Raw genomic sequence first — 23,315 nt, 5'->3', positions numbered from 1 at the left:
TCCTTATTCGCCTGGAATGGCGTCGGGTTTGGATTGCGCAGCGGGTGTGATGCCCGCTGTGCGGATCGGGCCATCGCGCAGGCTCTTGTCCATGGCGGACGGTGTCTTGCCCATCATGCGCAGCAGGTAGAACGTGCCAGCGCCGAAGACAAAGAAGTAGACTACGATAAAAGCGATCAGCGACGTTGCCACAGCAGGGGCGGCCACGGGCGCAAGACTGTCCGAGGTGCGCAGCAGCCCGTAAACGGTAAAGGGCTGGCGCCCGACCTCGGTGGTGATCCACCCCGCCAGCACCGCGACAAAGCCCATCGGCCCCATCACCAGCGCCGCACGGTGCAGCATCGGCGAGTCATAGAGGCGCCCGCGATAGCGCCGCCAAGCGGCCCACGTACCCAGACCCAGCATCGCAAAGCCAAGGCCGACCATCACGCGGAAGCTCCAGAACACGATGGCCACAGGCGGTTCCTCGTCGTCGGGAATGGTGTCCAGACCATCCAGCGGCGCGTCCAGGTCGTGTTTCAGGATCAGGCTCGACAGTTTCGGAATCTCAAGCGCGTAATCAATGCGCTTTTTGTCCGGATTCGGGATGCCGAACAGGATCAGCGGCGCGCCGTCGGGGTGGCTGTCATAGTGCCCCTCCATCGCCATTACTTTGGCAGGCTGGTGTTCCAGCGTGTTGATGCCGTGAAAGTCGCCCGCAGCGATCTGCAAGGGCGCCACAACGATCAGCATCCACATCGCCATCGAGAACATGCGCCGCGCAGGTTTGTCGTCCGTATCGCGCAGCAAGTGCAGCGCGCCCGCCCCCCCCACAACCAGTGCGGTGGTCAGGTAGGCCGCCAGCACCATATGCGTCAGGCGGTAGGGGAAGGACGGGTTGAATACGATTTGCCACCAATCCTCGGGAACGAACTGGCCAAGCTCGTTAATGGAATAACCGGCAGGGGTCTGCATCCAGCTGTTCACCGACAGGATCCACGTGGCCGACATCAGCGTGCCAAAGGCCACCATCGCTGTGGCGAACATATGCAGCTTTTCACCCACACGTTCGCGCCCGAACAGCATGATGCCAAGGAACCCCGCCTCAAGGAAGAAGGCCGACAATACCTCGTACGCCATAAGCGGCCCAAGCACTGGCCCTGTCTTGTCCGAGAACACGGACCAGTTGGTGCCGAACTGGTACGACATCACGATCCCCGACACGACGCCCATACCGAAGGCCACCGCGAAGATCTTTTTCCAGTAGCCGAACAGGGTCAAATAGGTTTCATCCCGCGTGCGCAGGTACAGCGCGTTCAGAACTGCCAGATAGCTGGCCAGCCCGATTGAAAACGCGGGAAAGATGATGTGAAAGGACACGGTGAACGCAAATTGTACGCGTGCCAGTGTCTCTGCGGTGAAGCCGTCCAACATTGTGATGCCTCTTGTCGATTGCGAAATCCCCGATCAGATCGGGTGTGTTCGTCCTGTGCGGCGGATACGGACCATACTGTGCCACCCTGGGCGCAAATGTATCTGCCGCTGTTGGTAGATGAGATAGATCATATTTTCCTGCATCAAGTGCGTCATTTTTGACCCCGAAAGGCGTAAAAGCCACGACTGCATGCCTTAATCGCTCTTAGATCGGCGGCTTTACAAAAGCAATACTTGAGATATATCTTTTGACTGCGACAACAGGATGCACCCGTGAAACTGACCAGCTATACCAACTACGCGATGCGCTCGCTTCAACTTGCCGCGCTCAAAGCGCCGGGCCTTGTGCGGATCGACGACGTTGCCAAAATTCACGACCTGTCCCGCCCGCATATCATGAAAATCGTGCACCAACTGGGCAAAGCGGGCTATCTTGAGACCGTGCGCGGGCGCAGCGGCGGCTTTCGCCTTGCCCGTCCCGCCGAAGAGATTGTCGTAGGCGAGGTCGTGCGCGTGACCGAAGGGCCGCTGGACGTGGTGGAATGCTTTGACCCCGACAAGAATACCTGCCCATTGATCGGCATCTGCGTGTTGTCGCGCAAGCTCCAAGAAGCGACGGCCGCCTTTATGGCAGTGCTGGATGACCTGACCATTGCCGATATCGCCGCCAATCGCGGCCAGTTACTGGACCGGATCGCGCCACTAGAAACCAATGACACAGGCAGGGCCGCGCCATGACACAACAGGACGCATGGGTTGAACGCTTTCCGGGGCTGTCGCGGCTGGACGCGCCCACCAAGCGCCTTCTGGTGGACCGCAGCGATGATGTAAGCCTGCCCAAGGGCACCACGTTGTTTGGTCCGGGAAAGTCGCCTGAAAATATGCTGTTCCTGCTGGACGGCACGGTGCGGGTGCAACAGGTATCGGACACAGGGCACGAGATTGTGCTGTACCGGATCGAGGCTGGGCAAAGTTGCGTCCTAACCACGGCATGCCTTCTGGCCTATGAGGACTATGCTGCCACGGGCATCGCAGAAACCGCCGTGCGGGCCGCCGCAGTACCTCGCGATGTGTTCGACGAACTTGTCGCCACGTCGAAACCCTTCCGCGACTTTGTCCTCGCGGCCTTTTCCAAGCGGATCACCGACCTGTTCCGCATGATCGACGAGGTCGCGTTCCAACGCATGGACGTGCGCCTTGCCAACAAGCTGATCACGCTGTCGCAGGGCCAAGACATCGTCGAAACAACACATCAGAAACTGTCGGTCGAACTCGGCACCGCGCGCGAAGTCGTGTCCCGCCAGTTGCAGGAATTCCAACGCCGCGGCTGGATCGCGCAGTCGCGGGGCAGGGTGGAATTGCTGGACCGCACACAGCTGTCGACCCTTGCCAGCCACGATAAATAGAAATTCTTGAATGTTTGGTGACTATGTCACTGACGAGTCGGGGGCAAAGCGCTATCTCTGATGTATCTTTAGAAGGAGACATCGAGATGACTGCGAATGTTGGAACCATCGACCGCGCCTTTCGACTAATACTGGGCATCGTGTTGCTGGCCGCGCCGTTCTTCAGCGGTTTTGCCATGTATGACAGCACTTTGGCGGTCGCGATCTCGATCATCGCGGGCTTTATCCTGATCGTGACGTCGGCAATGAGGTTCTGCCCGCTCTATCGTGTCCTCGGTATCCAGACGTGCCGGTTGTGATGATGGAAACAGCGTTCACACCGTTTCAATCGCTGGGTGGCGGGGCTCTGATCGGGCTGGCCGCTGTGTTGCTGATGGCCACATTGGGTCGGATCATGGGCGCGACCGGCATTCTGGCCGGCGTAGTGACCCCGACCAGCCTGTCAGACTGGTCGTGGCGCGCGGCTGTGGTCGCGGGCATGATCAGTGGGCCGCTCGTGATCCTTGCGCTTACAGGGCAATTTCCCGCCGTTCAGGTACCTGTCACGACGCCAATGCTGGTGATCGGCGGCTTTATCGTCGGAATCGGCGTGACGTTCGGATCGGGCTGTACCTCGGGCCACGGGGTGTGTGGCAACGCCCGCCTGTCGCCGCGATCCATCGTGGCCACCCTTACCTTTATGGCGACCACGGGCATCACCGTCTTTGTCATCCGCCACGTGATCGGAGTGTAATCCATGCGCCTTCTCGTCTCTTACCTCATCGGCCTGATTTTTGGCGTCGGTATCGCCCTGTCTGGCATGGCCAACCCTGCCAAAGTGCTGAACTTCTTTGACGTTGCAGGCACATGGGATCCAAGCCTTGCCTTCGTAATGGGCGGTGCGCTGATCGTGACCTTTGTCGGCTACCGCATCGTTCTGGGCCGTCCGGCCCCTGCATTGGCCGACAGCTTCCAATTGCCCACGCGCCGTGATCTGGACCTGCCCCTGATTGGTGGTTCGGCCCTGTTCGGCGTCGGCTGGGGCATTGCGGGCTTCTGCCCCGGCGGGGCGCTGCCTGCGCTTGGCACTGGTGTCACGGATGTTTTCATCTTTGTTGCGGCCCTGATCGCAGGCATCATCGCCGCCAAAGCCGCACAATCCGCGCTGCGGGGCAAATCCGCCCCCGCTGCGTGACCCTAGAACCAAAGGAGAGACCACAATGACCTATCCGGTAGATTTGTCCGTCAAACCCGACGTTTCGGCCCATTTTGACGAGGCGACGAACACGATCACCTATATCGTGAAAGACCCCTCATCCAACCACTGCGCCATCATCGACAGCGTGATGGACATCGACTACGCCGCTGGCCGCATCACCTATGACCATGCCGACGCGCTGATCGCGGAAATTCGCGACCGCGGGCTGGTGCTGGACTGGATCATCGAAACCCATGTCCATGCTGATCACCTGAGCGCGGCGCCCTACATCCAGCAGGTGCTGGGCGGCAAGGTTGGCGTCGGCGAAAAGATCATGGTGGTGCAGGAAACTTTTGGCAAAGTCTTTAACGAAGGCACCGAGTTCCAGCGCGACGGGTCGCAATTCGACGCCCTTTTCAAGGATGGCGACACCTACATGGTGGGCAACATGCAGGGCTTTGCCATGTTCACGCCGGGCCATACGCCTGCCTGCATGGTGCATGTTTTGGGCGACGCGGCCTTTGCGGGGGACACGCTGTTCATGCCGGATGGCGGATCGGCCCGCGCGGATTTTCCGGGCGGGGATGCAGGCGAACTCTATGACAGCATTCAAAAGGTGCTGAGCCTGCCGGACGAAACCCGCCTGTTCATGTGCCACGATTACGGACCCAACGGGCGCGCCATTCAGTGGGAAACCACCGTAGCCGAACAGAAGGCCGAAAACATCCACGTAGGCGGCGGCAAAACCCGCGAGGATTTCATCAAGTTCCGCACCGAACGGGACGCGCAACTGGCCATGCCCAAGCTGATCATCCCGTCGCTTCAGGTGAACATGCGCGCAGGCCATGTGCCGACGGACAAGGATGGCAGGCCCATGCTCAAAGTGCCGGTGAACGGTCTGTGAACCGGAAAGAACTGTGATGGATATCAAAAAGCTAACGGACCAGTTGTCGGTCAGTGCCCAGATCACGCCTGCGGATATGAAGGCGGTCAAGGCCGCCGGTTTCCGCGGCATCATCTGCAATCGCCCCGATGGCGAAGGCGCCGACCAGCCGAGCTTCCAAGAGGTCGCCGCCGCCGCCAAGGCCGAAGGGATCACCGCCGCCTATCTGCCTATTGTGGCGGGCAAGGTCGCGGATCAAGAGGCAGAGGCCTTTGGCACGACGCTGACCGAATTGCCCGGTCCGGTGCTGGCCTATTGCCGCACCGGCACACGCTCGGCCACGTTGTGGTCACTGGCCCAAGCGGGCCAGCGCAGCCTCGCCGATATCCTGAGCACGACGAAAGCCGCAGGCTATGACATGGCAGGGGTGGTGCGCCGCATCGCCAACGGGGGCAAGACGCCGACGGACAAGGGGGATGCGTCCTTTGACGTGGTGATCGTGGGGGGCGGGGCCGCTGGCATCGCCGTCGCCTCCAGCCTGCGGTCGCGCACATCCGGCATTCAGATCGCGGTTATTGATCCGGCGGATGTCCACTATTACCAGCCCGGTTGGACAATGGTGGGCGGCGGCATCTTTGACGCCCAAGACACCGTCCGCACGATGGGGTCGCTGATCCCCAACGGGGTCACCTGGATCAAGTCCGCCGTCGCCGCATTCGAGCCAGAGAACAACGCCGTCATCCTCGACGGGTGCCGCGTTGTGACCTACACGCGGCTTGTGGTCTGTCCGGGGCTGAAGCTTGACTGGACCAAGGTCGAGGGGCTGGTCGATACGTTGGGGCAAAACGGCGTAACGTCGAATTATCGTTATGACCTAGCGTCTTATACATGGAACCTCGTCCAGAGCATGAAGCAGGGGCGAGCCGTTTTCACCCAGCCGCCGATGCCCATCAAATGCGCGGGCGCGCCGCAAAAGGCGATGTATCTGTCTGGTGACGCATGGCACCGGCGCGGTGTTCTGAGCAACATCGACATCCAGTTCAACAACGCCGGTGGCGTGCTGTTCGGGGTGAAGGACTATGTGCCTGCGCTCATGGACTACGTTAAAAAATACGACGCCACGCTGAACTTCTTTCACAATCTTGTTGCGGTGGACGGTCCTGCAAAAAAGGCATGGTTCGATGTGGCCAAGCCCGACATGCCGGTCGAAAGGGTCGAGATGGAATTCGACATGATGCATGTCTGCCCACCCCAAAGCGCGCCGGACTTCATCCGCGTCTCGCCCTTGGCGGATACCGCCGGATGGGTGGACGTGGATCAGGCCATGTTGCGGCACAAGACCTATGAGAACGTCTGGTCGCTGGGCGATGTGATGAATGCCCCCAATGCCAAGACCGCCGCCGCCGCGCGCATACAGGCCCCTGTTGTGGCCGAAAACATAGTGGCGGACATGGGCGGCGGATCGGCCACGGCGCAATATAACGGCTATGGCTCGTGCCCCCTGACGGTCGAACGTGGCAAGATCGTGCTGGCCGAATTCGGCTATGGCGGGGCCTTATTGCCCAGTTTCCCCAAGATGCTGCTGGATGGCACCAAACCCACCCGCGCTGCGTGGTTCCTGAAGGAAAAGATGCTACCGCCGGTCTATTGGAAAGGGATGCTTAGGGGGCGTGAATGGATGGCCAAGCCCGAAAAGATCACGGCCAGCTGACCCTGCAATACCCCGACAGCCGCGCCAAGGATACAGGCGCGGCGGTCCTTTCCCTACAGGCCCGAGAGTTCCCTTATGACGCGCTATCTGCCCATTCTCACATGGGGGCGGAGCTATTCCCGCTCTGACCTGCCCGGCGACCTGATGGCGGCGCTGATCGTGACGATCATGCTGATCCCGCAATCGCTGGCCTATGCGCTGCTGGCGGGGCTGCCTGCGGAGGCGGGGCTGTATGCATCCATCGTGCCGATCCTTCTGTACACCGTGTTCGGCACCAGCCGCGCACTGGCGGTCGGGCCGGTGGCGGTGGTGTCCCTGATGACGGCGGCGGCACTGTCGGATATCGTTGAACAGGGCACGATGGGCTATGGCGTCGCGGCGCTGTCGCTGGCGGGACTGTCGGGGGTGATGTTGCTGGGTATGGGGATTTTCCGCCTCGGTTTTGTGGCGACTTTCCTGTCCCATCCGGTGATTGCGGGGTTCATCACCGCCTCAGGGATCATCATTGCCGCCAGCCAGCTCAAGCATATCCTCGGCATCGACGCGTCGGGGCACACCCTGCTTGAGCTTGTGACATCCTTGGCCCGCAACGCCTCGCAAACCGACATCGCCACCGCCGTGATCGGCGTTGCCGCGACCGCCTTTCTGTTCTGGGTACGCAAGGGGCTGAAGCCCGTGTTGACGCGGCTGGGCCTTGGGTCGGGGCTGGTGGGGGTACTGGTAAAGACGGGGCCGGTGGCGGTTGTTGTCGTGACCACATGGGCCGTTTGGGCCTTTGGTCTGGACGCGGGCGGTGTGCGTATCGTGGGTGCTGTGCCGCAAAGCCTGCCACCCTTTACCCTGCCGTCGCTGTCGCTTGACCTGCTGGGGCAACTGGTGGTCCCCGCTTTTTTGATCTCGGTCATCGGTTTTGTGGAATCGATCTCGGTCGCGCAGACCCTCGCGGCCAAGAAACGCCAGCGCATCGACCCCGATCAGGAACTCATCGGCCTTGGCGCGGCCAATATAGGCGCGGCTTTTACTGGCGGTTTTCCGGTCACGGGGGGCTTTTCGCGCTCGGTCGTGAACTTCGACGCAGGGGCCGAAACACCGGCGGCAGGGGCCTTTACCGCCGTCGGGTTGGCCATCGCCGCCGTTGCGCTGACGCCGTTGATCTATTTCTTGCCCAAGGCCACGCTTGCCGCCACGATCATTGTCGCGGTCCTCAGCCTTGTGGACTTTTCAATCCTGAAACGCAGCTGGGCCTATTCCAAGGCCGACTTTGCCGCCGTTCTGGGCACCATCCTTGTAACGCTGGCCGCAGGGGTCGAGGCGGGCGTGTCGGTGGGCGTGGGCGTGTCGATCCTGCTGCACCTTTATAAGTCGTCCAAGCCGCATATCGCCGAGGTCGGTCAAGTGCCGGGGACCGAGCATTTCCGCAACGTGCTGCGCCACAAGGTCATCACCGACCCGCGCGTCATCACCTTACGCGTGGACGAAAGCCTGTTCTTTGCGAATGCGCGTTTTCTTGAGGACTGTATCCAGAACCGTGTGGCGGGGGACAGCGCGGTGCGCCATGTGATCCTGCAATGCTCTGCCATTAACGAGATTGATTTCAGCGCGCTGGAATCCCTTGAGGCAATCAACGACCGTTTGCGAGAAATGGACGTCAAACTGCACCTGTCCGAGGTCAAAGGCCCCGTGATGGACAAGTTGGCGGATCAGCATTTTCTGAAAGAGTTGACCGGAAACGTCTATCTGTCCCAGTTCGAGGCGGCTCAGGCGGTGATCGCCTGAGCCTAGCGTGGCTTAGTCGTGCGGCAGGCGCACGTTTTCCGAAGATCCCATATTCGCGGAAGAAAAGCCGCTGTTGATCAGGATCTGGTTGGCGCCGACGGTGATGACCGCCGCCGCGATGAGGGCAAACAGAAACGCCTTCATGATGTGCGCCCTTTCTCTGCTGTGTTCTGTTCGGACATGACTTCATCAACCCACAGGCTGTGGTGTTCACGCGCCCACTGCAATTCCACATCGCCCTTGCCCATGGCATCGAACGCGCCTTCCATCCCGATGGAGCCGAGATAGATGTGGGCAAAGATGATGGCCGTCAGCACAAGACTGACCAGCGCGTGCCACAACTGGGCGTATTGCATCTCTTCCTGCGGCTCCAGCGGATAGGGCAGGGGATCAAACCCGAACCATCCCGGCACGCCCCAGCCGTTCAGCACCGAGAACGTGTGACCGAACATCGGGAATTCGAAGGGGAACAGCAGTGCAACACCAGAGGCCGCGATGGACCCGCCCAGAATGATCACCGCCCAGAAGATCATCTTCTGACCTGCGTTGAACTTCTTGGCAGGCGGGTGGCCATGGCCCAGCAGTCCGCCCGCTTTCATCATCCATTTCAGGTCGGTGCGGTTGGGAATGTTGTGCCCGACCCATGCGATGAACACGAACACCAGCGCGATGATGAACGCCCAAGAGATGTTGTTGTGCACCCACTTGCTGCCGATGGCGAGGGTCGAGAACGCCTCGTGACCGAAGGCGGGGATCAGCACGGTGCGCCCGAACAGGGAAATCAGGCCGGTAATGCCCAGCACCACAAAGGACGACGCCAGCAGCCAGTGGCCAAAACGTTCAATCGCCTTGAAGCGCAGAATGGTGCGGCCTGTCTTTTCGCCGTCAATGCGGATGCGCCCGCGGATCAGGTAGAACAGCGCCAGCGCCAGCAGCGTACCGCCCAGCAGGTAAACCGCGATAGTTTGCAGCGTGCCACGGCGGTAATCCAGCCACCACATGCCGCCATCCTGTATCAGGGTCGTGGCCGCAGGGCTGCGCGATTGGGTGGTAATGTCGGCCTCGCCAAAGCGGAAGGCGCGCCACAGGTCGGAATCAGACGCCCCGCCCAAAGTGCCCAACTGGCTGTTGGACGGTCGCGCGGCGTCGGGGTTGCCGATCTCGCCTGCGCGATCCTCTTCGTTGGCTTTCAGCCCTTCTTGGCGGCGCAGGATGTCATCCAGCGTCGAGACAGCCGGATTGGTGCCCACAGTGCTGGTTTCAGGCGGAACGCTGGGCCCCTCTTGGGCCATGGCACCGGCGGCAAGAGAGAGACAAATCACAAAAGCGGCGAAAATCCGGTGCATCAAAGCATCCTTTCAGTCGGATCAAATAGGGGCGACCCCGCGAAAGGCCGCCCCTTTTTATAGATTTCAAAAAGGGGGGGTTAGCCGCCTTTTTGCTCATACGCTGTTCCCCAGCCCCATGCGCCGGACCCGAAGCCACGTGCGACGACACGCTCGCGGTAGATGCCGGAAACGACGTCGCCGTCACCTGCCAGCAGGGCCTTTGTCGAACACATCTCGGCGCAGATCGGCAGTTTGCCTTCCGCGATCCGGTTGCGGCCGTACTTGGCGAACTCGGCGGTGGAGTTGTTCTCTTCTGGGCCACCGGCGCAGAAAGTACATTTGTCCATCTTGCCGCGCGAACCGAAGTTGCCGGCCTGCGGGTATTGCGGCGCACCGAACGGGCACGCGTAAAAGCAATAGCCGCAGCCGATGCACAGGTCTTTGGAGTGCAGAACCACACCGTCCGCTGTCTGGTAGAAACAGTCGGTCGGGCACACGGCCATACAGGGCGCGTCCGAACAGTGCATACACGCCACCGAGATCGACCGCTCGCCAGGCGAGCCGTCGTTGATGGTGACAACCTTGCGGCGGTTGATGCCCCAAGGCACTTCATGTTCGTTTTTACACGCTGTTACGCAGGCGTTGCATTCGATGCAGCGTTCAGCGTCTACGAGAAACTTTGCTCTTGCCATCTCTCAATCTCCCTTATGCTGTCCAGATTTTGCAAAGAGTCGCTTTGGTCTCTTGCATCTGGGTTACGCTGTCATAGCCGTAGGTTTGTGCAGTGTTGGTGCTTTCGCCCAAGACATACGGATCGGCCCCTTCTGGGTACTTGTCCCGCAGGTCCACCCCTTCGAGGTGGCCACCAAAGTGGAACGGCATGAAGGCAACGCCTTCGCCGACCCGCTCGGTGATCATGGCCTTTACCTTGACCTTGCCGCCTTCTGGGCCTTCGACCCAGACCTGCGCGCCGTCACGCACACCAAGGTTGTTGGCGTCCCGCGTGTTGATTTCGACGAACATGTCCTGCTGGAGTTCCGCGAGCCATGGGTTCGACCGTGTTTCGTCACCACCACCTTCATATTCGACCAAGCGGCCCGAGGTGAGGATGATCGGGTACTCTTCCGAGAAATCGTTTTCCTGAATGGAGGAGTACATGGTCGGCACGCGCCAGAACTTCTTGTCTTCGTAGGTCGGGTAATCTTCGACAAGATCGCGACGGTTCGAATACAGGGGTTCACGGTGCAAAGGTACCGGATCGGGGAAGGTCCAGACCACGGCCCGCGCCTTGGCGTTGCCGAACGGGGCACAGCCATGGGCAATCGCGACCCGCTGGATACCGCCCGAAAGGTCGGTCTTCCAGTTCACGCCACCGGACTTCTGCTGGTAGTCGCTTTCGATTTCGCCGGTCTGGGATGTTTCGCCCACTTCTTCGTTGCTGCCCGCGCCGGAATCGTCCGCAGGTTCGTTTGTCGGCGCACCGTCAGGGAAGCCTGCAACGCGGTTGATCGCGCTCAGTTCTTCGTCCGTCAGGTCGCTGTCCCAACCCAGATCACGCAGCATCTGCATGGTGAACTCGGGGTAACCGTCCTCGATCTCGGACCCGGGGGTAAAGACACCCTCGGCCAGCAGGTTGTCACCGTTACGCTCCACCCCGAAACGGGCGCGGAAGGTAAGGCCACCATCTGCCACTGGCATCGACATATCATAGAGGTTCGCCGTGCCCGGGTGGTTCATCTCGGGCGTGCCCCAGCAAGGCCATGGCATGCCGTAGAAGTCGCCATCAGCCGGACCACCATTCGCGCGCAGCGTGGTGCGGTCGAACGTGTGCTGGTTGGCCATGTGCATCTTGAGACGCTCTGGGCTCTGACCGGTATAGCCGATGGTCCACATGCCGCGGTTGAATTCGCGTGTGATGTCCTCGACGTTTGGCTCTCCGCCTTCATCAATCGCGATGTTGCGGAAAATCTTGTCGTGGAAACCGAACTTTTCAGCGAACTTCGCGATGATCGTGTGGTCGGGCAGCGATTCAAACAGCGGCTCGACGACTTGATCGCGCCATTGCAGCGACCGGTTGGACGCTGTGACAGAACCGCGTGTTTCGAACTGGGTACAGGCGGGCAGCAGGTAAACGCCGTCTTCACGGTCCTGCAACACGGCTGTCACTGTCGGATAGGGGTCAACCACCACCAGCAGGTCCAGTTTCTCCATCGCCGTCTTCATCTCCTTCTGACGGGTCTGGCTGTTTGGCGCGTGGCCCCACAGAACCATGGCGCGGGTGTTGTCGGGCTGGTCGAGGTTTTCTTTCTCCTCAAGCACACCGTCAATCCAGCGGCTGACCGGAATACCGGTCAGGTTCATCATGGGGGTGTCACCCACGGTTTCGGGGCTGAAGCGACCCTTGAGGAATTCAAGGTCTTCTTCCCAGACGCGCGCCCAGTGGGCCCACGAACCTGCCGACAGGCCGTAATAGCCAGGCAGCGTGTCGGCCAGAACGCCAAGGTCGGTTGCGCCTTGTACGTTGTCGTGGCCGCGGAAGATGTTGGTGCCGCCGCCTGCGGTGCCCATGTTGCCAAGGGCCAGCTGCAGGATGCAATACGCACGCGTATTGTTGTTGCCGTTGGTGTGCTGCGTGCCACCCATGCACCAGATCACGGTGCCGGGGCGGTTGTTGGCCAATGTGCGCGCAACGCGCTCAAGCTGCGCACCGGGTGTGCCGGTGACGCGCTCGACCTCTTCGGGGGTCCACTTGGCGACTTCGGTGCGGATTTCGTCCATGCCCCAAACGCGGGTGCGGATGAATTCCTTGTCTTCCCAGCTGTTCTCGAAGATGTGCCACAGGATACCCCAGACCAGCGCCACGTCCGAACCGGGACGGAAGCGGACATATTCGTCCGCATGTGCGGCGGTACGGGTAAAGCGAGGGTCACAGACGATCAGTGGCGCGTTGTTCTGCTCTTTGGCCTTGAGGATATGGAGCAGCGAAACAGGGTGCGCTTCGGCAGGGTTGCCGCCGATCAGGAAGATCGCCTTGGACTTGTGGATGTCGTTGTAGCTGTTGGTCATGGCGCCGTAGCCCCATGTGTTCGCCACACCGGCAACGGTGGTCGAGTGACAGATACGCGCCTGGTGGTCGACGTTGTTTGTGCCCCAATAGGCGGCAAACTTTCGGAACAGGTAGGCCTGTTCGTTGTTATGCTTGGCCGAGCCGAGCCAGTAGACCGAATCCGGTCCGCTTTCGTCACGGATGGTGTTCATCTGGTCGCCGATCTCGTTGATCGCCTCGTCCCAGCTGATGCGGACCCATTCGCCGTTCTGCTTTTTCATCGGGTATTTCAGGCGGCGTTCGCCGTGGGCGTGCTCGCGTACCGATGCACCTTTGGCGCAATAGCCGCCAAGGTTGAACGGGCTGTCCCAACCGGGTTCCTGACCTGTCCACACACCGTTGTCGACTTCGGCAATAACCGTACAGCCGACCGAGCAGTGCGTGCAGACCGATTTGATTGTTTCGACTTCGCGTGTCGCGGCAGTTTGCGCCACGGCTTGGGTTACTGTGCCGCCGGATGCGGCAATCGCGGTCAGCCCGCCGATGGCAAGGCCCGAGCCGCGCAGAAATCCGCGCCGGTCAATCGTGGTCTTGCCGGTGGTCACGGGAACCGCTGTGCGGTTTGCGCGGCGTGACACCGTGTTGGTTTTTTTTCTCAGCATGGTCTTCCTCCCTTTTCCAGCGCGTGCCGGAGGTGAAATGTTGTCTTTGCCCGTTGCGGTCCGTGTCTAGGCGTCACGAGGGCGGACGTTTTGCAAATTTAGAAGCGGGTGCTTTCGAGATAGGCGCGGGTGTGTGCGGTGTCTTGCATCGTTTGCGAGGACAGGTCCGGCGTCGCGGCCTCTGCCGATGTGGCACCGGTCGCTGCGGCCACAGCCACGGCAGGTGCGGCAGTACCGGCCAGTTTCAGAAAATCGCGGCGGCTTGCGCCTTCTTTTTCGTTGCTCATGGGATGTCTCCCCTTCCTGTTATGCGGCGGGCATCCCCGCCGGTGTTGCGCAAACCCGTCAGTTTGCCATCATGCGAAATGCTTCGCGTTCAATATCCATGAATGCCGCCCCGACCGCGCCAACGGACGCATAGAGAACTGATGACTTGGCAGCTTGAAGGTCGGTAAAATAGTGCGACGCCCATGTACCGATATGGGCGTTAAAGAATGTGGACTGTTCGCCGATCGTGGCAATGCGGCCAAAGCGGCCAACAATCATGCCCGCCATCATCTCCATCAACGAGGCGATGTTGTCTTCGGGTTCGAACACATCGTCGGCGCGGGTCATGCCGAACTTGGCCATGGTGGCGCGCAGGTTGGCCAGCGGCTTTTCGTTCAGGAACCCTGTAAGGTAGTAGCTGGCGTAAGGCATCAACTCGCCACGGCCCAGCCCGATGAACAGCGCGTTATATTCGGTGCGCACAGTCTTGGGCTTGGTCACGGCAGCGACACGGGCTAGCCCCTTGATTGCTTCACCCAGCGGCGTGTCATCGCCGGTCAGCGCAGCCGTCTGCTCCAGCAGCATCTGGTCGGGCGGCGCAACCAGCATCAGCCCGAGATAGTTATACAGGTCCGCGCGCAGGCGGTCCTCTTCGCTGATCCCGCTTGTGGGGGCGGTCATGGTCATGCCACGTCCTCTTCAAATCGGAATTGCATACGGCGCGGCGCGGGAATGTGTTCCGGCTCGACCTCGGTTTCAGCTTCTGTTGCAGTGTCCATATCGGGGGCAGAGGGCGCGTCTAGAGGGGCCAGCGCCTCTGCCGTTTCGGCCTCGGCAACAGCGACATCTTCTTGCGGTGCAGCGGCCTCATCCTCTTCGGACGGTTCCAGCAGCGCCTTGGCTTGGCGGTCCATTTCGACCAGATGCGCCATCATGCCTTTGCCAACCTGATAGGACGTTTTGATCGGGGCCTGATTGTAGCTGCCGGTCAGATAGTCGTCGTCGTAATCGTTCAGCCCGTCGACACAGGCCAGCACAGGATTGCTCCGCCACAGGGTCCGCAGAGCGCGCTTGCGCAGGTGTGCAGGTACGGCCTTTGCCATGAAGGCGGTGAAATCGTCGCCTTGTACCAATGTGTCGGGATCGGGCAGGCCGAGTTCCTCAAGGATGACCTCGTCGGGCTTTTCGGCCAGTTCAGCCTGCTGCGCGGCGATCTCGGCCTCTTGTGCGGCCTTGGCCTCTGCCGCTTCTTCGGCGGCGACGGCAGCGCGGCGGCGCGACCACAGGGATGTTGGCGCACTCATGACGTCACCACCTTGCGGCGGGGCGCGCGGTACACATCGCTGGTCTGGCGGATACGCGGATCACCGATACCATCCTCGACCTTGTCGATACGTTGTTTGTTGCGGCGGCGTTTCACGAACGCCTCTTCTTCGTAATGGGTGTCCACATACTCCGCGACCCACGCAAGCAGGCCGTCGGACATCGGTACTTTCTCGACCAGTTCCTCGGCCGAGTCGCAGTAATCCTGCGCCTCATAGGGCGAGGCAGTGACCAGCGCGACGGTCCATGGCCGTTCGGCATTCAGCGCATTGGGACGCAGCACGACGTAGACAGAAGGGGTGCGCGCCTGCAACTCGTGCGCATAGGCCTCGGCATCCGACACATAAATGGTCAGCGGCAGCGTGGCGGCATGGAATTCGGTGACATCGCCCTCGGTCCGCAACTCTTTCCACTCGGCATCCTGCGCACCCGGCAACACGGCGGACACAGTCCACGCGTGGCGCGCCCAGCGGGTCACGCCGGGGCTGCGCCTGACGACAACGCCAAGCGGTAGGGTTTGCGAGTTTGGATATTCGCGAGTCAATCGATGCCCCAAGTGAATTACACTGGTTCTAAGTTTCTTACAAAACGCCGCTTTACGAAAGACAAATATTTACAGTGGGTTGCGAAATGTTCTTATGCTGCAGTGCGGCATCGGGCAGGGCGTTGAAAAACAGGCCATGCGCGCACTTTGCCGTGCACAACCCTGCATTGTTATACGGTGCAACATTCTGCATCCGCGCACGGAAGGGGGCCAGAATCACGCCTTTTACGGTTTACTGTGGCTACGATTCCTGACTAGCTACGCTGCGATCCCTAGAAACAGGAAGGACAAGCGCGCATGACGAAGACGCTGTTGGTGTGCGACTGCCTTGGGTCGCAAAAAGTAGATGCAGACGCCCTGAGCGCGGCAACCGGCATGGCCTGTGCGGGCTGTGCGACGGCCCTTTGCACCGAACAATTCGATCAGGCGGCCAAGGCGATGGCCCTTGGTGATGTGGTCATTGCCTGCCAGCAAGAGGCCGCGCGCTTTGGCGATCTGGCCGAGGATATGGACGCGCCCGAACCGCTGTTCGTCGATATCCGCGACCGCGCAGGCTGGAGCGCGGACAGCGCCCCCGCCACGGCGAAAATGGCGGCGCTGATTGCCGATGCGCAACTGGCCCAACCTGCAATGAAGTCGCTGGATGTGGTCTCCGAAGGGACATGCCTAATCCTTGGCGACGGGGACGTCGTGACTGCTGCCGCGGAAAAGCTGTGCGATACACTCGCCGTGACCGTGCTGCGCGCACCGGGGTCCGAGATTGTGCCGGACGACCGCTATGACACCGTTGTGGGCGACTTGCATAGTGCGACCGGCACGCTGGGGCGGTTCACGCTGAAGATCAACGCGTTCCAGACCAGCCTGTTGGGCGGGCGCGGGGTGCCTGCGATGACGCCGCCGCGGGATGGCGCGGTGTCCGAATGCGATATCATTCTGGACCTCACAGGTGGCACGCCGCTGTTTCCTGCCGATCACAAGCGCGACGGCTATCTGCGCGCCGATCCCAAAAGCCAGCCCGCCTTGGCGGCGGCCATTTTCGAGGCCAGCCAGATGGTCGGCACCTTCGAAAAGCCGCTTTATGTGCGGCTTGAACCCTCGCTCTGCGCCCATTCGCGCGCGGAAAAGCCCGCCTGTTCCAACTGTCTGAATGTCTGCCCTACGGGCGCGATCCTGTCGGCGGGCGAAACGGTTGAAATCGACCCGCTGGTCTGTGCCGGATGCGGGGCCTGTTCGGCGGTCTGCCCCTCTGGCGCGATCAGCTATGACGCGCCGTCGGTCGATCATATCTTCCGCCGGATCAACACGCTGGCCAGCACGTACCGCAGTGCGGGTGGCAGTACGCCGCGCCTGCTTGTGCACGATGAACACGGGGCGGAGATGATCCGCCTTGCCGCACGGTTCGGACGCGGCCTGCCAGCGGACGTGATCCCGATGGAACTGACGGCGCTGTCCGGTTTCGGCCATGCCGAGATGCTGGCCGCACGGGCCTCTGGCTTTGCGCGGGTCGAGGTGTTGCTTGCCCCGAAAACCGAGCGTGATGCGCTGGACCCGCAACTGGAACTGGCCAAGGCGCTTGGCGGTGCGGACGGTTTTGCGCTGCTTGATATGGCCGACCCCGATGCGCTGTCCGATCATCTGTTCGACGCCGCGCCTGTGGCTGAGGCGCAAAGCGATCCGATCCTTGCCCTTGGCACCCGTCGTCAGGTGGCGCGCCTGTCCGCGAAGGCGCTGAACAGCGACACCGAGACGATCGCGTTGCCCAAGGGCGCTCCATACGGTGCCGTGTTGGTAGATACGGATGCCTGCACCCTGTGCCTTGCCTGCGCCTCGCTGTGTCCAAGCGGTGCCTTGGGGGACAATCCCGACATGCCGCAACTGCGCTTTCAGGAAGATGCCTGCCTGCAATGCGGGCTGTGTGCCAATGTCTGCCCCGAACAGGCGATCACACTTGAGCCGCGGATGGATCTGACCGACGCGGCCCTTTTGCAAACCGTCCTGAACGAGGAAGAACCCTTTGCCTGCGTGGAATGCGGCAGCCTGTTCGGCGTCAAATCTACGGTCGAAAAGATCATGGAGAAACTGGCGGGCAATCATTCGATGTTCGCAAACCCGCAAGCGGCGCGGATGATCCAGATGTGCGACAACTGCCGCGTTAACGCGCAGTATCACATGCAGAACAACCCCTTTGCCGGTGGCGAACGCCCGCGTCCGCGCACCACGGACGACTACCTGTCAAAACGCAAGGATCACTGATTTTGCAGCGGTGCGCCCAGATCGGCAGGCTCGATTGTGGCCACAAAGGCCAGAATGTCCTCCAACTCGTCCTGCGTGATCGCAAGGGGCACGATGGCGGGCGGCAGATGGGCGTTGAACGGGGGGGTGATCCCCTCGACCTGACTGAAACTCGGATGCGGGTTCAAAACGTAAAATCCGGCAAAGCGGTTTTCCCAATCCTCGAAGGTGCGCATCAGCGCAAAGGATGGCGTCTGGCCCATTCCCTTCATCCGGTTGGCGTCATTGACCACATGGCAGCGCCCGCAATGATACAACGACAGCGCCTCGCCCAGTACCGCGTCACCGTCAAACGTAACCTCGGCAACGACGGCGCGCACGACGATTTCGGCGTCAAACAGCGCCTCGCCCTCGGGTTTGAAGGATGCGATGGTGCGCTTGCCCACGTCCGAGGTCAGCCAGTCCGCAAACAGCGCCGGACCGTCGCCGCCCTGATGGGACAGGTGCCAGACCGTCCCCAGCCCGCTGAACACCGCGACACCTTCGGTGCCGATCACCGCATTGCCGCCTTGATCGACAACCGTGATACGCAGCCCGTGTTTCAGCGAAAAACGGGGCAAAAGGTGTTTCAGGAAACCTGTCTCGACGATCTGCGGCGGGGCGGACAGGGTAAAGTCCCGCGCGCCCGCACTTGCGCCGACGGGCAAGGTGCAACACAACACCCAGATCAAGCATTTCACAGCAACAGCCCGATATCTCATGACCCAGCCTAGGCGGCGGGGTGCAGAACGGTCAAGCCAAACGGAGAACACAGCCATGAGCGATGATTTCAACATGTCGATGCGCAAATTCCTCAAACAGGTGGGCGTCACGTCCCAGCAGGCCATCGAAGAGGCGCTGCGCAATGCCGGTGACACCAGCGGCAAAAGCTTTGACGCCAAGGTGGTGCTGACCATCGACGGGCTGGACATGGAACATGTGGTGACTGGCAAGATCGAAGGGCAATCCTGACGTGAGCGCATCCCGTGAAGCCGTACTTGCCATTCTGGCAGGCATTGAGGATCCCGTCAGCGGCACGCCCCTGACAGAGGCCGGACTGGTCAAGGCGCTGACTGTGGATGAAGGCGTAGTGCGCTTTGTCCTTGAAATCAGTGGTGCCCATGCCGATGCCTATACCGCCGTCAAGGACACGGCCGAGGCGCAGATCAAGGCGCTTGAGGGCGTGACATCGGTGTCGATCATCATGACGGCGCACAGCACGCCAACACCGCCACCAGATTTGAAACCGTCGCGCAGTGCCGCGCCCGCTGGTCCTGAAAAGGTGCCGGGGGTGGACCGGATCATCGCGGTGGCGTCGGGCAAGGGGGGCGTTGGAAAATCTACCGTCGCCTCCAACCTCGCCTGCGCGCTGGCTGCCGAAGGACGCCGCGTCGGCTTGCTGGATGCGGATGTTTACGGCCCGTCACAGCCGCGCATGCTGGGCGTGTCGGGGCGGCCCGCGTCGCCCGATGGCAAGACCATCCTGCCGATGCGCAATTTCGGCGTGACCATGATGTCGCTTGGTCTGATGACCAATGACGATCAGGCGGTTGTGTGGCGTGGCCCGATGCTGATGGGCGCGTTGCAGCAAATGCTGAGTCAGGTGCAGTGGGGTGCGCTTGACGTGCTGATCGTTGACCTGCCACCGGGCACGGGCGACGTGCAGATGACGCTGGCCCAAAAGGCCAAGCTCGACGGTGCGATCATCGTTTCTACCCCGCAGGACATTGCGCTGCTTGATGCGCGCAAGGGCATCGACATGTTCAACCAGCTTGGCACGCCGCTGATCGGCATGATCGAGAACATGAGCACGCATATCTGCTCGGCCTGTGGTCACGAGGAACACCTGTTCGGCCATGGCGGCGTCGCGGCCGAGGCGGCCAAGCTGAACGTGCCGCTGCTGGCGGAAATCCCGCTGCATATCGACATCCGGCTGGCGGCTGACGGGGGCGCACCGATTGTGGTGTCCAAACCCGACAGCGCACAGGCGGCGGCCTTCCGGTCCGTGGCGCGCGATCTGATAGCCAAGGGCGTTGCATGAGCGAGACCGAGATGACCGAGCCGCAATTCCCGCCCCTGTTTACGGGATTGGATGCGGGTGGGGATGACCCGTTCGCACGCGCCTGCGCCGAGGCGCAGCGCGGATGCGATGCGGGGCTTGTGGTCTATGACCTTGCGCCGGACGTGCTCCGCGCAGCGATTGTGTTTGCCCCCGATGTGGCGCTGTCACAGGCGGTGGCGATGCTGGCCGTGTGCGGCATTGGATTGCAGAACGCCCTGGGTGCGCTGGCGCCGCCCGAGGTTGCGGTGCATCTGGGCTGGGACGGGGGCGTTTTCGTCAATGGCGGGCGCTGCGGCACCCTGCGCATTGCGGCCCCTGATGGGCCGGTTGATGAAGAACCTGACTGGCTGGTTGTCGATCTGTCCGTGACCCTGTGGCCCGCCAGCGATGACACCGGCCTAACCCCCGACCAGACCGCCCTTTACGCCGAAGGCTGCGCCGAGATCGACGCCGTGTCGCTGCTTGAGGCATGGGTGCGCCACACCCTTGTCGGCATCAACACATGGTCCGATGGCGGGCAGGCCGCGCTGCATCGTGACTGGCAGGGGCTGGCCCACGACCCTGACGGCACCTTGACCGTCGCAGGCCATACCGGCACCCGCGTCGGGCTGGATGAAAATCTGGGCCTGCTGTTGAAAACCGGTGCCGATACCGTATTGATCCCCCTGACGGATATCCTGACCGCCCCCAAGTGAGGACGCAATGAACCTAGCCCGCGCCATCCATTTCGACGAAAGCGACACCCGCGTCTTTCATAACCCCGCCCGCACAGGCGAGTGGTGTATCTCGGGCGGTTTCGAGTTTTCCAACTGGGGAGAGGCCGACCTGACCGGCAAGGCGCGGCAGGCCTTTGCCAATGGCTGGATGGGGTTGGAAACGTTCGGGCGCGTTAGCTTTGTTGCCGTGACGCGTATCGAGCCGTCCGAGCGTGACGTGATCGCGACCCTGCTGGCGCAGCATTTCGTGGATATCTATGGCGCGCCCGATCTGAACGCGGCCCTTGGCGTGGCCATGGAAGAAATCGACCAGATGGCGGACCTATGCGCGGACCATGCGCCCAACACGCTGCTGACCGTCGCAAGAGAGCTTACGCCCGCAGGCGTAAGCGAGGCCTATCGCGTGATTGAACCGCAAGAGGCCGATATCATGCAGTTCGCCGTCCATGGTCATCTGGATGACGACGAACCGCATCACCATTAATTTGTGGCGTTGAACACGAACAGCTTTTCACCGTTGATCGTATAGCCGTCGATCAGCTCTGCCGCGCGCGGGCTGGTCAGCCACTCTTCGAGCTTGAGCGCCAGATCGTTGCGGATACGGTCGTTCTTGGACGGATCCACCGGCAGATAGGCGTATTGGTTGAACAGGGCCGGATCGCCTGCAAACAGCAGCGCCATCCCGTCCTTATTGCCAAAGTTCAGCCAGCTTGCGCGGTCCGACAGAACATAGGCCCCCATGCCCTGCGCGGTGTTCAGTGCGGCCCCCATGCCTGCGCCCACGGCGCGGTACCATTCTGCAAAACCCTCGGCATTCAGGTCGGCACTGTTCCAGATCGCCAGTTCGGCTTTGTGGGTGCCGCTGTTATCGCCACGGCTGACAAAGGCGCTTTCAGTTTGCGCGATGCGGGCCACGGCATCGGCGGCGGTTTCGGCGCCGCTGACACCCGCAGGATCGTCCGAGGGGCCGATCAGCACAAAGTCGTTATACATGATCTCGCGGCGGTGGGTGCCGTGCCCTTCGTTGACAAAGGCATCCTCGGCAGGGCGCGAATGCACCAGAACCGCGTCCACATCGCCCGCCTGTCCAAGGCGCAGCGCCTGACCCGTGCCGACCACCAGCAATTGCACATCAAGGTCCAGATCCTCGCGGATCGCGGGCAGCAATACGTCCGACAGGCCGGAATTGTCGAAGGATGTCGTGACGGCCATGCGCATCGTGTCTTCTGCGGTGGCGGCCTGCGCCCAGACAAGGGCGCACAGGGCGAGGGTAAAGCGGATCATGTAACGATATCTCCTTTTAAGAATGCTGCGAGTTCAGGTGTTTCGGGTGCATCAAAGACACGCTGCGCAGGGCCGGTTTCATGCACTTTGCCATCCAACATAAAGATGAGCGCATGGGCGAGCCGTCGCGCCTGACCCATGTCATGCGTGGCCATGATCACCTGCGTGCCAGAGTGTGCAATATCCTGCAAGAGCGTTTCGATCTCGCGCGTGGTGTGGCCGTCAAGATTGGCGCAGGGTTCGTCCAGAAACAGTACCTCGGGCGCGCGGATCAGGGCGCGGGCAATGGCCAGTTTCTGCCGCTCGCCGCCCGACAGGCGCGGGGCAGGGGTGGTGCGCGCGCGCTCCAGCCCGATGCGGTGCAGCCAGTGGTCGACACGTGTGGCGATTTCCGATTTCGGGGTGCCGGATAGGCGCAACGGATAGGCAAGGTTGTCCGCGACTGACCGGCGCAGCACAATCGGTGTCTGGAACACAAAGCCGTGGCGCGCCGGATCGTCTTGCGCCCATGCCACACGGCCCGCGTTGATCCGTTCGATCCCGTGCATCACGCGCAGCAGGGTGGTCTTGCCCGACCCGTTCGGCCCCACCACCATGGTCGGCCCTTCTGGGGCCAGCGTCAGATCAACAGGGCCGATGACCCGCTTGCCCTGACGGCGTACCTGCACCTCGTGCAGCGAAAGGGGGAACAGGGACGCCATTACCATCTCCCTTCGCGTTCGGTGCGCGACAAGGTGTGGATGGCAAGGTTCACAAGGATCGCCAGCCCGATCAGGACAAAGCCGAGGCCAAGCGCCAGCGCAAAGTCACCCTTGCCGGTTTCCAGCGCAATGGCGGTGGTCAACACGCGGGTGACGTGGTCGATATTGCCGCCGACGATCATGATCGCACCGACCTCGCCAATAGCGCGGCCAAATCCGGCCAGCGCCGCCGTCAGCAGGTTGCGCCGCCCGTCGCGCATCAGGGTCACGATGCGCTGCCATTTGGAGGTGTTCAGAGAGATCAGCAGATCATGGTATTCCGCCCAAAGCTCGCGCATGGACTGGTGCGCAATGGACGCGATGACGGGGGTAATAATAATCACCTGTGCGATAATCATCGCCGTGGGCGTGAACAGCAGGTTCAGCACCCCGAACGGTCCCGACCGCGACAGCAGGATATAGACGACCAGACCCACCACAACCGGCGGCAGACCCATCAGCGCGTTAATCATCGAAATAGCAAAGCGGCGATAGCGGAACCGCTGGATCGCAAGGTAGGTGCCAAAGGGAATCGCGATGACCGATGCAATGACCAGTGCGCTCAGCGTCACCTTCAGCGACCGCAGGCTGATCTCCCACAGGGTGGGGTCAAAGGTGACCACCAGCCAGAACGCCGCAGTCAATCCATCCCAGATATCAGTCATATAGGGGTGTTTTCCCTGTTGCGTGCGGCGGGGGCGCCTGC

General features: G+C 61.4%; 26 protein-coding genes. 13 read left to right on the top strand and 13 right to left on the bottom strand.

From position 1 onward, the window contains the following. Positions 1–3: 3 nt before the first annotated feature. Complete coding sequence (locus AC6GQJ_RS05920) at positions 4–1,413, bottom strand: cytochrome ubiquinol oxidase subunit I (RefSeq protein ID WP_500772718.1); 1,410 nt, start codon at positions 1,411–1,413, stop codon at positions 4–6. A 273-nt stretch (positions 1,414–1,686) separates the two neighbouring features. On the opposite strand from AC6GQJ_RS05920, the gene AC6GQJ_RS05915 reads away from it, so the two are divergent. From AC6GQJ_RS05915 to AC6GQJ_RS05880, 8 genes are all read left to right on the top strand, one after another. Further along, a complete protein-coding gene (locus AC6GQJ_RS05915; RefSeq protein ID WP_500772716.1) occupies positions 1,687–2,151 on the top strand; it encodes an RrF2 family transcriptional regulator in 465 nt (154 codons plus the stop codon). After that, positions 2,148–2,819, top strand: coding sequence for a Crp/Fnr family transcriptional regulator (locus AC6GQJ_RS05910; protein WP_500772714.1), 672 nt, complete (start codon positions 2,148–2,150; stop codon positions 2,817–2,819). The genes AC6GQJ_RS05915 and AC6GQJ_RS05910 overlap by 4 nt, the downstream gene beginning before the upstream one ends. 86 nt (positions 2,820–2,905) lie before the next feature. After that, positions 2,906–3,118, top strand: a complete 213-nt coding sequence (locus tag AC6GQJ_RS05905; protein WP_500772712.1) for a YgaP family membrane protein — start codon at positions 2,906–2,908, stop codon at positions 3,116–3,118. 2 nt (positions 3,119–3,120) lie between these two features. Beyond that, the gene (locus tag AC6GQJ_RS05900; protein ID WP_500773821.1) at positions 3,121–3,552 is read left to right on the top strand and encodes a YeeE/YedE family protein; all 432 of its coding nucleotides are present in this window, start codon (positions 3,121–3,123) and stop codon (positions 3,550–3,552) included. Positions 3,553–3,555: 3 nt separating this feature from the next. After that, the gene (locus AC6GQJ_RS05895; protein ID WP_500772710.1) at positions 3,556–3,993 is read left to right on the top strand and encodes a DUF6691 family protein; all 438 of its coding nucleotides are present in this window, start codon (positions 3,556–3,558) and stop codon (positions 3,991–3,993) included. A 25-nt stretch (positions 3,994–4,018) separates the two neighbouring features. Next, positions 4,019–4,900, top strand: coding sequence for an MBL fold metallo-hydrolase (locus tag AC6GQJ_RS05890; RefSeq protein WP_500772707.1), 882 nt, complete (start codon positions 4,019–4,021; stop codon positions 4,898–4,900). A 16-nt stretch (positions 4,901–4,916) separates the two neighbouring features. Then, positions 4,917–6,590, top strand: a complete 1,674-nt coding sequence (locus tag AC6GQJ_RS05885) for a bifunctional protein tyrosine phosphatase family protein/NAD(P)/FAD-dependent oxidoreductase (protein WP_500772705.1) — start codon at positions 4,917–4,919, stop codon at positions 6,588–6,590. A 75-nt stretch (positions 6,591–6,665) separates the two neighbouring features. After that, positions 6,666–8,366 carry a SulP family inorganic anion transporter gene (locus tag AC6GQJ_RS05880; RefSeq protein ID WP_500772703.1) on the top strand — a complete coding sequence of 567 codons (1,701 nt, stop codon included), beginning with the start codon at positions 6,666–6,668 and terminating at the stop codon, positions 8,364–8,366. 12 nt (positions 8,367–8,378) lie between these two features. Here the strand turns inward: AC6GQJ_RS05880 and AC6GQJ_RS05875 are convergent, their stop codons facing one another. The 8 genes from AC6GQJ_RS05875 to AC6GQJ_RS05840 form a co-directional block, all read right to left on the bottom strand. After that, on the bottom strand, positions 8,379–8,510 hold the full coding sequence (locus AC6GQJ_RS05875) for a hypothetical protein (RefSeq protein ID WP_500772701.1): 132 nt from the start codon (positions 8,508–8,510) through the stop codon (positions 8,379–8,381). Continuing rightward, positions 8,507–9,712 carry a formate dehydrogenase subunit gamma gene (locus AC6GQJ_RS05870; RefSeq protein WP_500772699.1) on the bottom strand — a complete coding sequence of 402 codons (1,206 nt, stop codon included), beginning with the start codon at positions 9,710–9,712 and terminating at the stop codon, positions 8,507–8,509. Before AC6GQJ_RS05870 ends, AC6GQJ_RS05875 begins: the two co-directional genes overlap by 4 nt. Positions 9,713–9,792: 80 nt before the next feature. Then, entirely contained in the window at positions 9,793–10,386 is a 594-nt protein-coding gene (fdh3B, locus tag AC6GQJ_RS05865) for a formate dehydrogenase FDH3 subunit beta (RefSeq protein ID WP_500772697.1), read from the bottom strand. A gap of 13 nt (positions 10,387–10,399) precedes the next feature. Next, complete coding sequence (locus tag AC6GQJ_RS05860) at positions 10,400–13,402, bottom strand: formate dehydrogenase subunit alpha (RefSeq protein WP_500772695.1); 3,003 nt, start codon at positions 13,400–13,402, stop codon at positions 10,400–10,402. Between the two features lie 98 nt (positions 13,403–13,500). Next, entirely contained in the window at positions 13,501–13,689 is a 189-nt protein-coding gene (locus AC6GQJ_RS05855) for a twin-arginine translocation pathway signal protein (RefSeq protein WP_500772693.1), read from the bottom strand. 58 nt (positions 13,690–13,747) lie between these two features. After that, positions 13,748–14,356, bottom strand: a complete 609-nt coding sequence (locus AC6GQJ_RS05850; RefSeq protein WP_500772691.1) for a TorD/DmsD family molecular chaperone — start codon at positions 14,354–14,356, stop codon at positions 13,748–13,750. After that, positions 14,353–14,973 (bottom strand): DUF3306 domain-containing protein, encoded by a 621-nt coding sequence (locus AC6GQJ_RS05845; RefSeq protein WP_500772690.1) that lies wholly within the window; start codon positions 14,971–14,973, stop codon positions 14,353–14,355. Before AC6GQJ_RS05845 ends, AC6GQJ_RS05850 begins: the two co-directional genes overlap by 4 nt. Beyond that, the gene (locus tag AC6GQJ_RS05840) at positions 14,970–15,536 is read right to left on the bottom strand and encodes a DUF3305 domain-containing protein (RefSeq protein ID WP_500772688.1); all 567 of its coding nucleotides are present in this window, start codon (positions 15,534–15,536) and stop codon (positions 14,970–14,972) included. The genes AC6GQJ_RS05845 and AC6GQJ_RS05840 overlap by 4 nt, the downstream gene beginning before the upstream one ends. A gap of 297 nt (positions 15,537–15,833) precedes the next feature. Between AC6GQJ_RS05840 and AC6GQJ_RS05835 the strand changes: the two genes are divergently transcribed. Then, positions 15,834–17,789 (top strand): 4Fe-4S binding protein, encoded by a 1,956-nt coding sequence (locus AC6GQJ_RS05835; protein ID WP_500772686.1) that lies wholly within the window; start codon positions 15,834–15,836, stop codon positions 17,787–17,789. On the opposite strand, the gene AC6GQJ_RS05830 is transcribed toward AC6GQJ_RS05835, so the two are convergent. Beyond that, the gene (locus AC6GQJ_RS05830; protein WP_500772684.1) at positions 17,783–18,529 is read right to left on the bottom strand and encodes a hypothetical protein; all 747 of its coding nucleotides are present in this window, start codon (positions 18,527–18,529) and stop codon (positions 17,783–17,785) included. The genes AC6GQJ_RS05835 and AC6GQJ_RS05830 overlap by 7 nt on opposite strands. 55 nt (positions 18,530–18,584) lie before the next feature. Here AC6GQJ_RS05830 and AC6GQJ_RS05825 point away from each other — a divergent pair, with 55 nt between their 5' ends. The 4 genes from AC6GQJ_RS05825 to AC6GQJ_RS05810 are packed head-to-tail and all read left to right on the top strand — an operon-like array spanning position 18,585 to position 21,069. Then, entirely contained in the window at positions 18,585–18,779 is a 195-nt protein-coding gene (locus AC6GQJ_RS05825) for a DUF6494 family protein (RefSeq protein ID WP_500772682.1), read from the top strand. Between the two features lies 1 nt (position 18,780). Then, positions 18,781–19,848 carry an Mrp/NBP35 family ATP-binding protein gene (locus AC6GQJ_RS05820; protein WP_500772680.1) on the top strand — a complete coding sequence of 356 codons (1,068 nt, stop codon included), beginning with the start codon at positions 18,781–18,783 and terminating at the stop codon, positions 19,846–19,848. 11 nt (positions 19,849–19,859) lie between these two features. Then, positions 19,860–20,564 (top strand): biotin/lipoate--protein ligase family protein, encoded by a 705-nt coding sequence (locus tag AC6GQJ_RS05815; RefSeq protein WP_500773819.1) that lies wholly within the window; start codon positions 19,860–19,862, stop codon positions 20,562–20,564. A 7-nt stretch (positions 20,565–20,571) separates the two neighbouring features. Continuing rightward, entirely contained in the window at positions 20,572–21,069 is a 498-nt protein-coding gene (locus AC6GQJ_RS05810; RefSeq protein ID WP_500772678.1) for a DUF6505 family protein, read from the top strand. Here AC6GQJ_RS05810 and AC6GQJ_RS05805 read toward each other — a convergent pair. From AC6GQJ_RS05805 to AC6GQJ_RS05795, 3 genes are read right to left on the bottom strand one after another with little or no spacing between them, the layout of a single operon-like run. Next, positions 21,066–21,869 carry an ABC transporter substrate-binding protein gene (locus AC6GQJ_RS05805; RefSeq protein WP_500772676.1) on the bottom strand — a complete coding sequence of 268 codons (804 nt, stop codon included), beginning with the start codon at positions 21,867–21,869 and terminating at the stop codon, positions 21,066–21,068. The two genes, AC6GQJ_RS05810 and AC6GQJ_RS05805, sit on opposite strands and share 4 nt — an antisense overlap. Continuing rightward, entirely contained in the window at positions 21,866–22,570 is a 705-nt protein-coding gene (locus tag AC6GQJ_RS05800) for an ATP-binding cassette domain-containing protein (RefSeq protein ID WP_500772674.1), read from the bottom strand. Before AC6GQJ_RS05800 ends, AC6GQJ_RS05805 begins: the two co-directional genes overlap by 4 nt. Beyond that, positions 22,570–23,274, bottom strand: a complete 705-nt coding sequence (locus AC6GQJ_RS05795) for an ABC transporter permease (RefSeq protein WP_500772672.1) — start codon at positions 23,272–23,274, stop codon at positions 22,570–22,572. The genes AC6GQJ_RS05800 and AC6GQJ_RS05795 overlap by 1 nt, the downstream gene beginning before the upstream one ends. Positions 23,275–23,315: the final 41 nt, after the last annotated feature.

The organism is Tateyamaria sp. 7Alg 36, assembly GCF_059882455.1.
The sequence above is the reverse complement of the archived record's forward strand: the minus strand, read 5'-3'. Positions and strand labels throughout refer to the sequence as shown.

Coding starts and splice junctions, on each gene's coding strand:
- AC6GQJ_RS05920 (WP_500772718.1), bottom strand. CDS start 1,413: ATGTTGGACGGCTTCACCGCAGAGACACTGGCACGCGTACAATTTGCG.
- AC6GQJ_RS05910 (WP_500772714.1), top strand. CDS start 2,148: ATGACACAACAGGACGCATGGGTTGAACGCTTTCCGGGGCTGTCGCGG.
- AC6GQJ_RS05905 (WP_500772712.1), top strand. CDS start 2,906: ATGACTGCGAATGTTGGAACCATCGACCGCGCCTTTCGACTAATACTG.
- AC6GQJ_RS05900 (WP_500773821.1), top strand. CDS start 3,121: ATGGAAACAGCGTTCACACCGTTTCAATCGCTGGGTGGCGGGGCTCTG.
- AC6GQJ_RS05895 (WP_500772710.1), top strand. CDS start 3,556: ATGCGCCTTCTCGTCTCTTACCTCATCGGCCTGATTTTTGGCGTCGGT.
- AC6GQJ_RS05890 (WP_500772707.1), top strand. CDS start 4,019: ATGACCTATCCGGTAGATTTGTCCGTCAAACCCGACGTTTCGGCCCAT.
- AC6GQJ_RS05885 (WP_500772705.1), top strand. CDS start 4,917: ATGGATATCAAAAAGCTAACGGACCAGTTGTCGGTCAGTGCCCAGATC.
- AC6GQJ_RS05880 (WP_500772703.1), top strand. CDS start 6,666: ATGACGCGCTATCTGCCCATTCTCACATGGGGGCGGAGCTATTCCCGC.
- AC6GQJ_RS05875 (WP_500772701.1), bottom strand. CDS start 8,510: ATGAAGGCGTTTCTGTTTGCCCTCATCGCGGCGGCGGTCATCACCGTC.
- AC6GQJ_RS05870 (WP_500772699.1), bottom strand. CDS start 9,712: ATGCACCGGATTTTCGCCGCTTTTGTGATTTGTCTCTCTCTTGCCGCC.
- fdh3B (WP_500772697.1), bottom strand. CDS start 10,386: ATGGCAAGAGCAAAGTTTCTCGTAGACGCTGAACGCTGCATCGAATGC.
- AC6GQJ_RS05860 (WP_500772695.1), bottom strand. CDS start 13,402: ATGCTGAGAAAAAAAACCAACACGGTGTCACGCCGCGCAAACCGCACA.
- AC6GQJ_RS05855 (WP_500772693.1), bottom strand. CDS start 13,689: ATGAGCAACGAAAAAGAAGGCGCAAGCCGCCGCGATTTTCTGAAACTG.
- AC6GQJ_RS05850 (WP_500772691.1), bottom strand. CDS start 14,356: ATGACCATGACCGCCCCCACAAGCGGGATCAGCGAAGAGGACCGCCTG.
- AC6GQJ_RS05845 (WP_500772690.1), bottom strand. CDS start 14,973: ATGAGTGCGCCAACATCCCTGTGGTCGCGCCGCCGCGCTGCCGTCGCC.
- AC6GQJ_RS05835 (WP_500772686.1), top strand. CDS start 15,834: ATGACGAAGACGCTGTTGGTGTGCGACTGCCTTGGGTCGCAAAAAGTA.
- AC6GQJ_RS05830 (WP_500772684.1), bottom strand. CDS start 18,529: ATGAGATATCGGGCTGTTGCTGTGAAATGCTTGATCTGGGTGTTGTGT.
- AC6GQJ_RS05825 (WP_500772682.1), top strand. CDS start 18,585: ATGAGCGATGATTTCAACATGTCGATGCGCAAATTCCTCAAACAGGTG.
- AC6GQJ_RS05815 (WP_500773819.1), top strand. CDS start 19,860: ATGACCGAGCCGCAATTCCCGCCCCTGTTTACGGGATTGGATGCGGGT.
- AC6GQJ_RS05810 (WP_500772678.1), top strand. CDS start 20,572: ATGAACCTAGCCCGCGCCATCCATTTCGACGAAAGCGACACCCGCGTC.
- AC6GQJ_RS05805 (WP_500772676.1), bottom strand. CDS start 21,869: ATGATCCGCTTTACCCTCGCCCTGTGCGCCCTTGTCTGGGCGCAGGCC.
- AC6GQJ_RS05800 (WP_500772674.1), bottom strand. CDS start 22,570: ATGGCGTCCCTGTTCCCCCTTTCGCTGCACGAGGTGCAGGTACGCCGT.
- AC6GQJ_RS05795 (WP_500772672.1), bottom strand. CDS start 23,274: ATGACTGATATCTGGGATGGATTGACTGCGGCGTTCTGGCTGGTGGTC.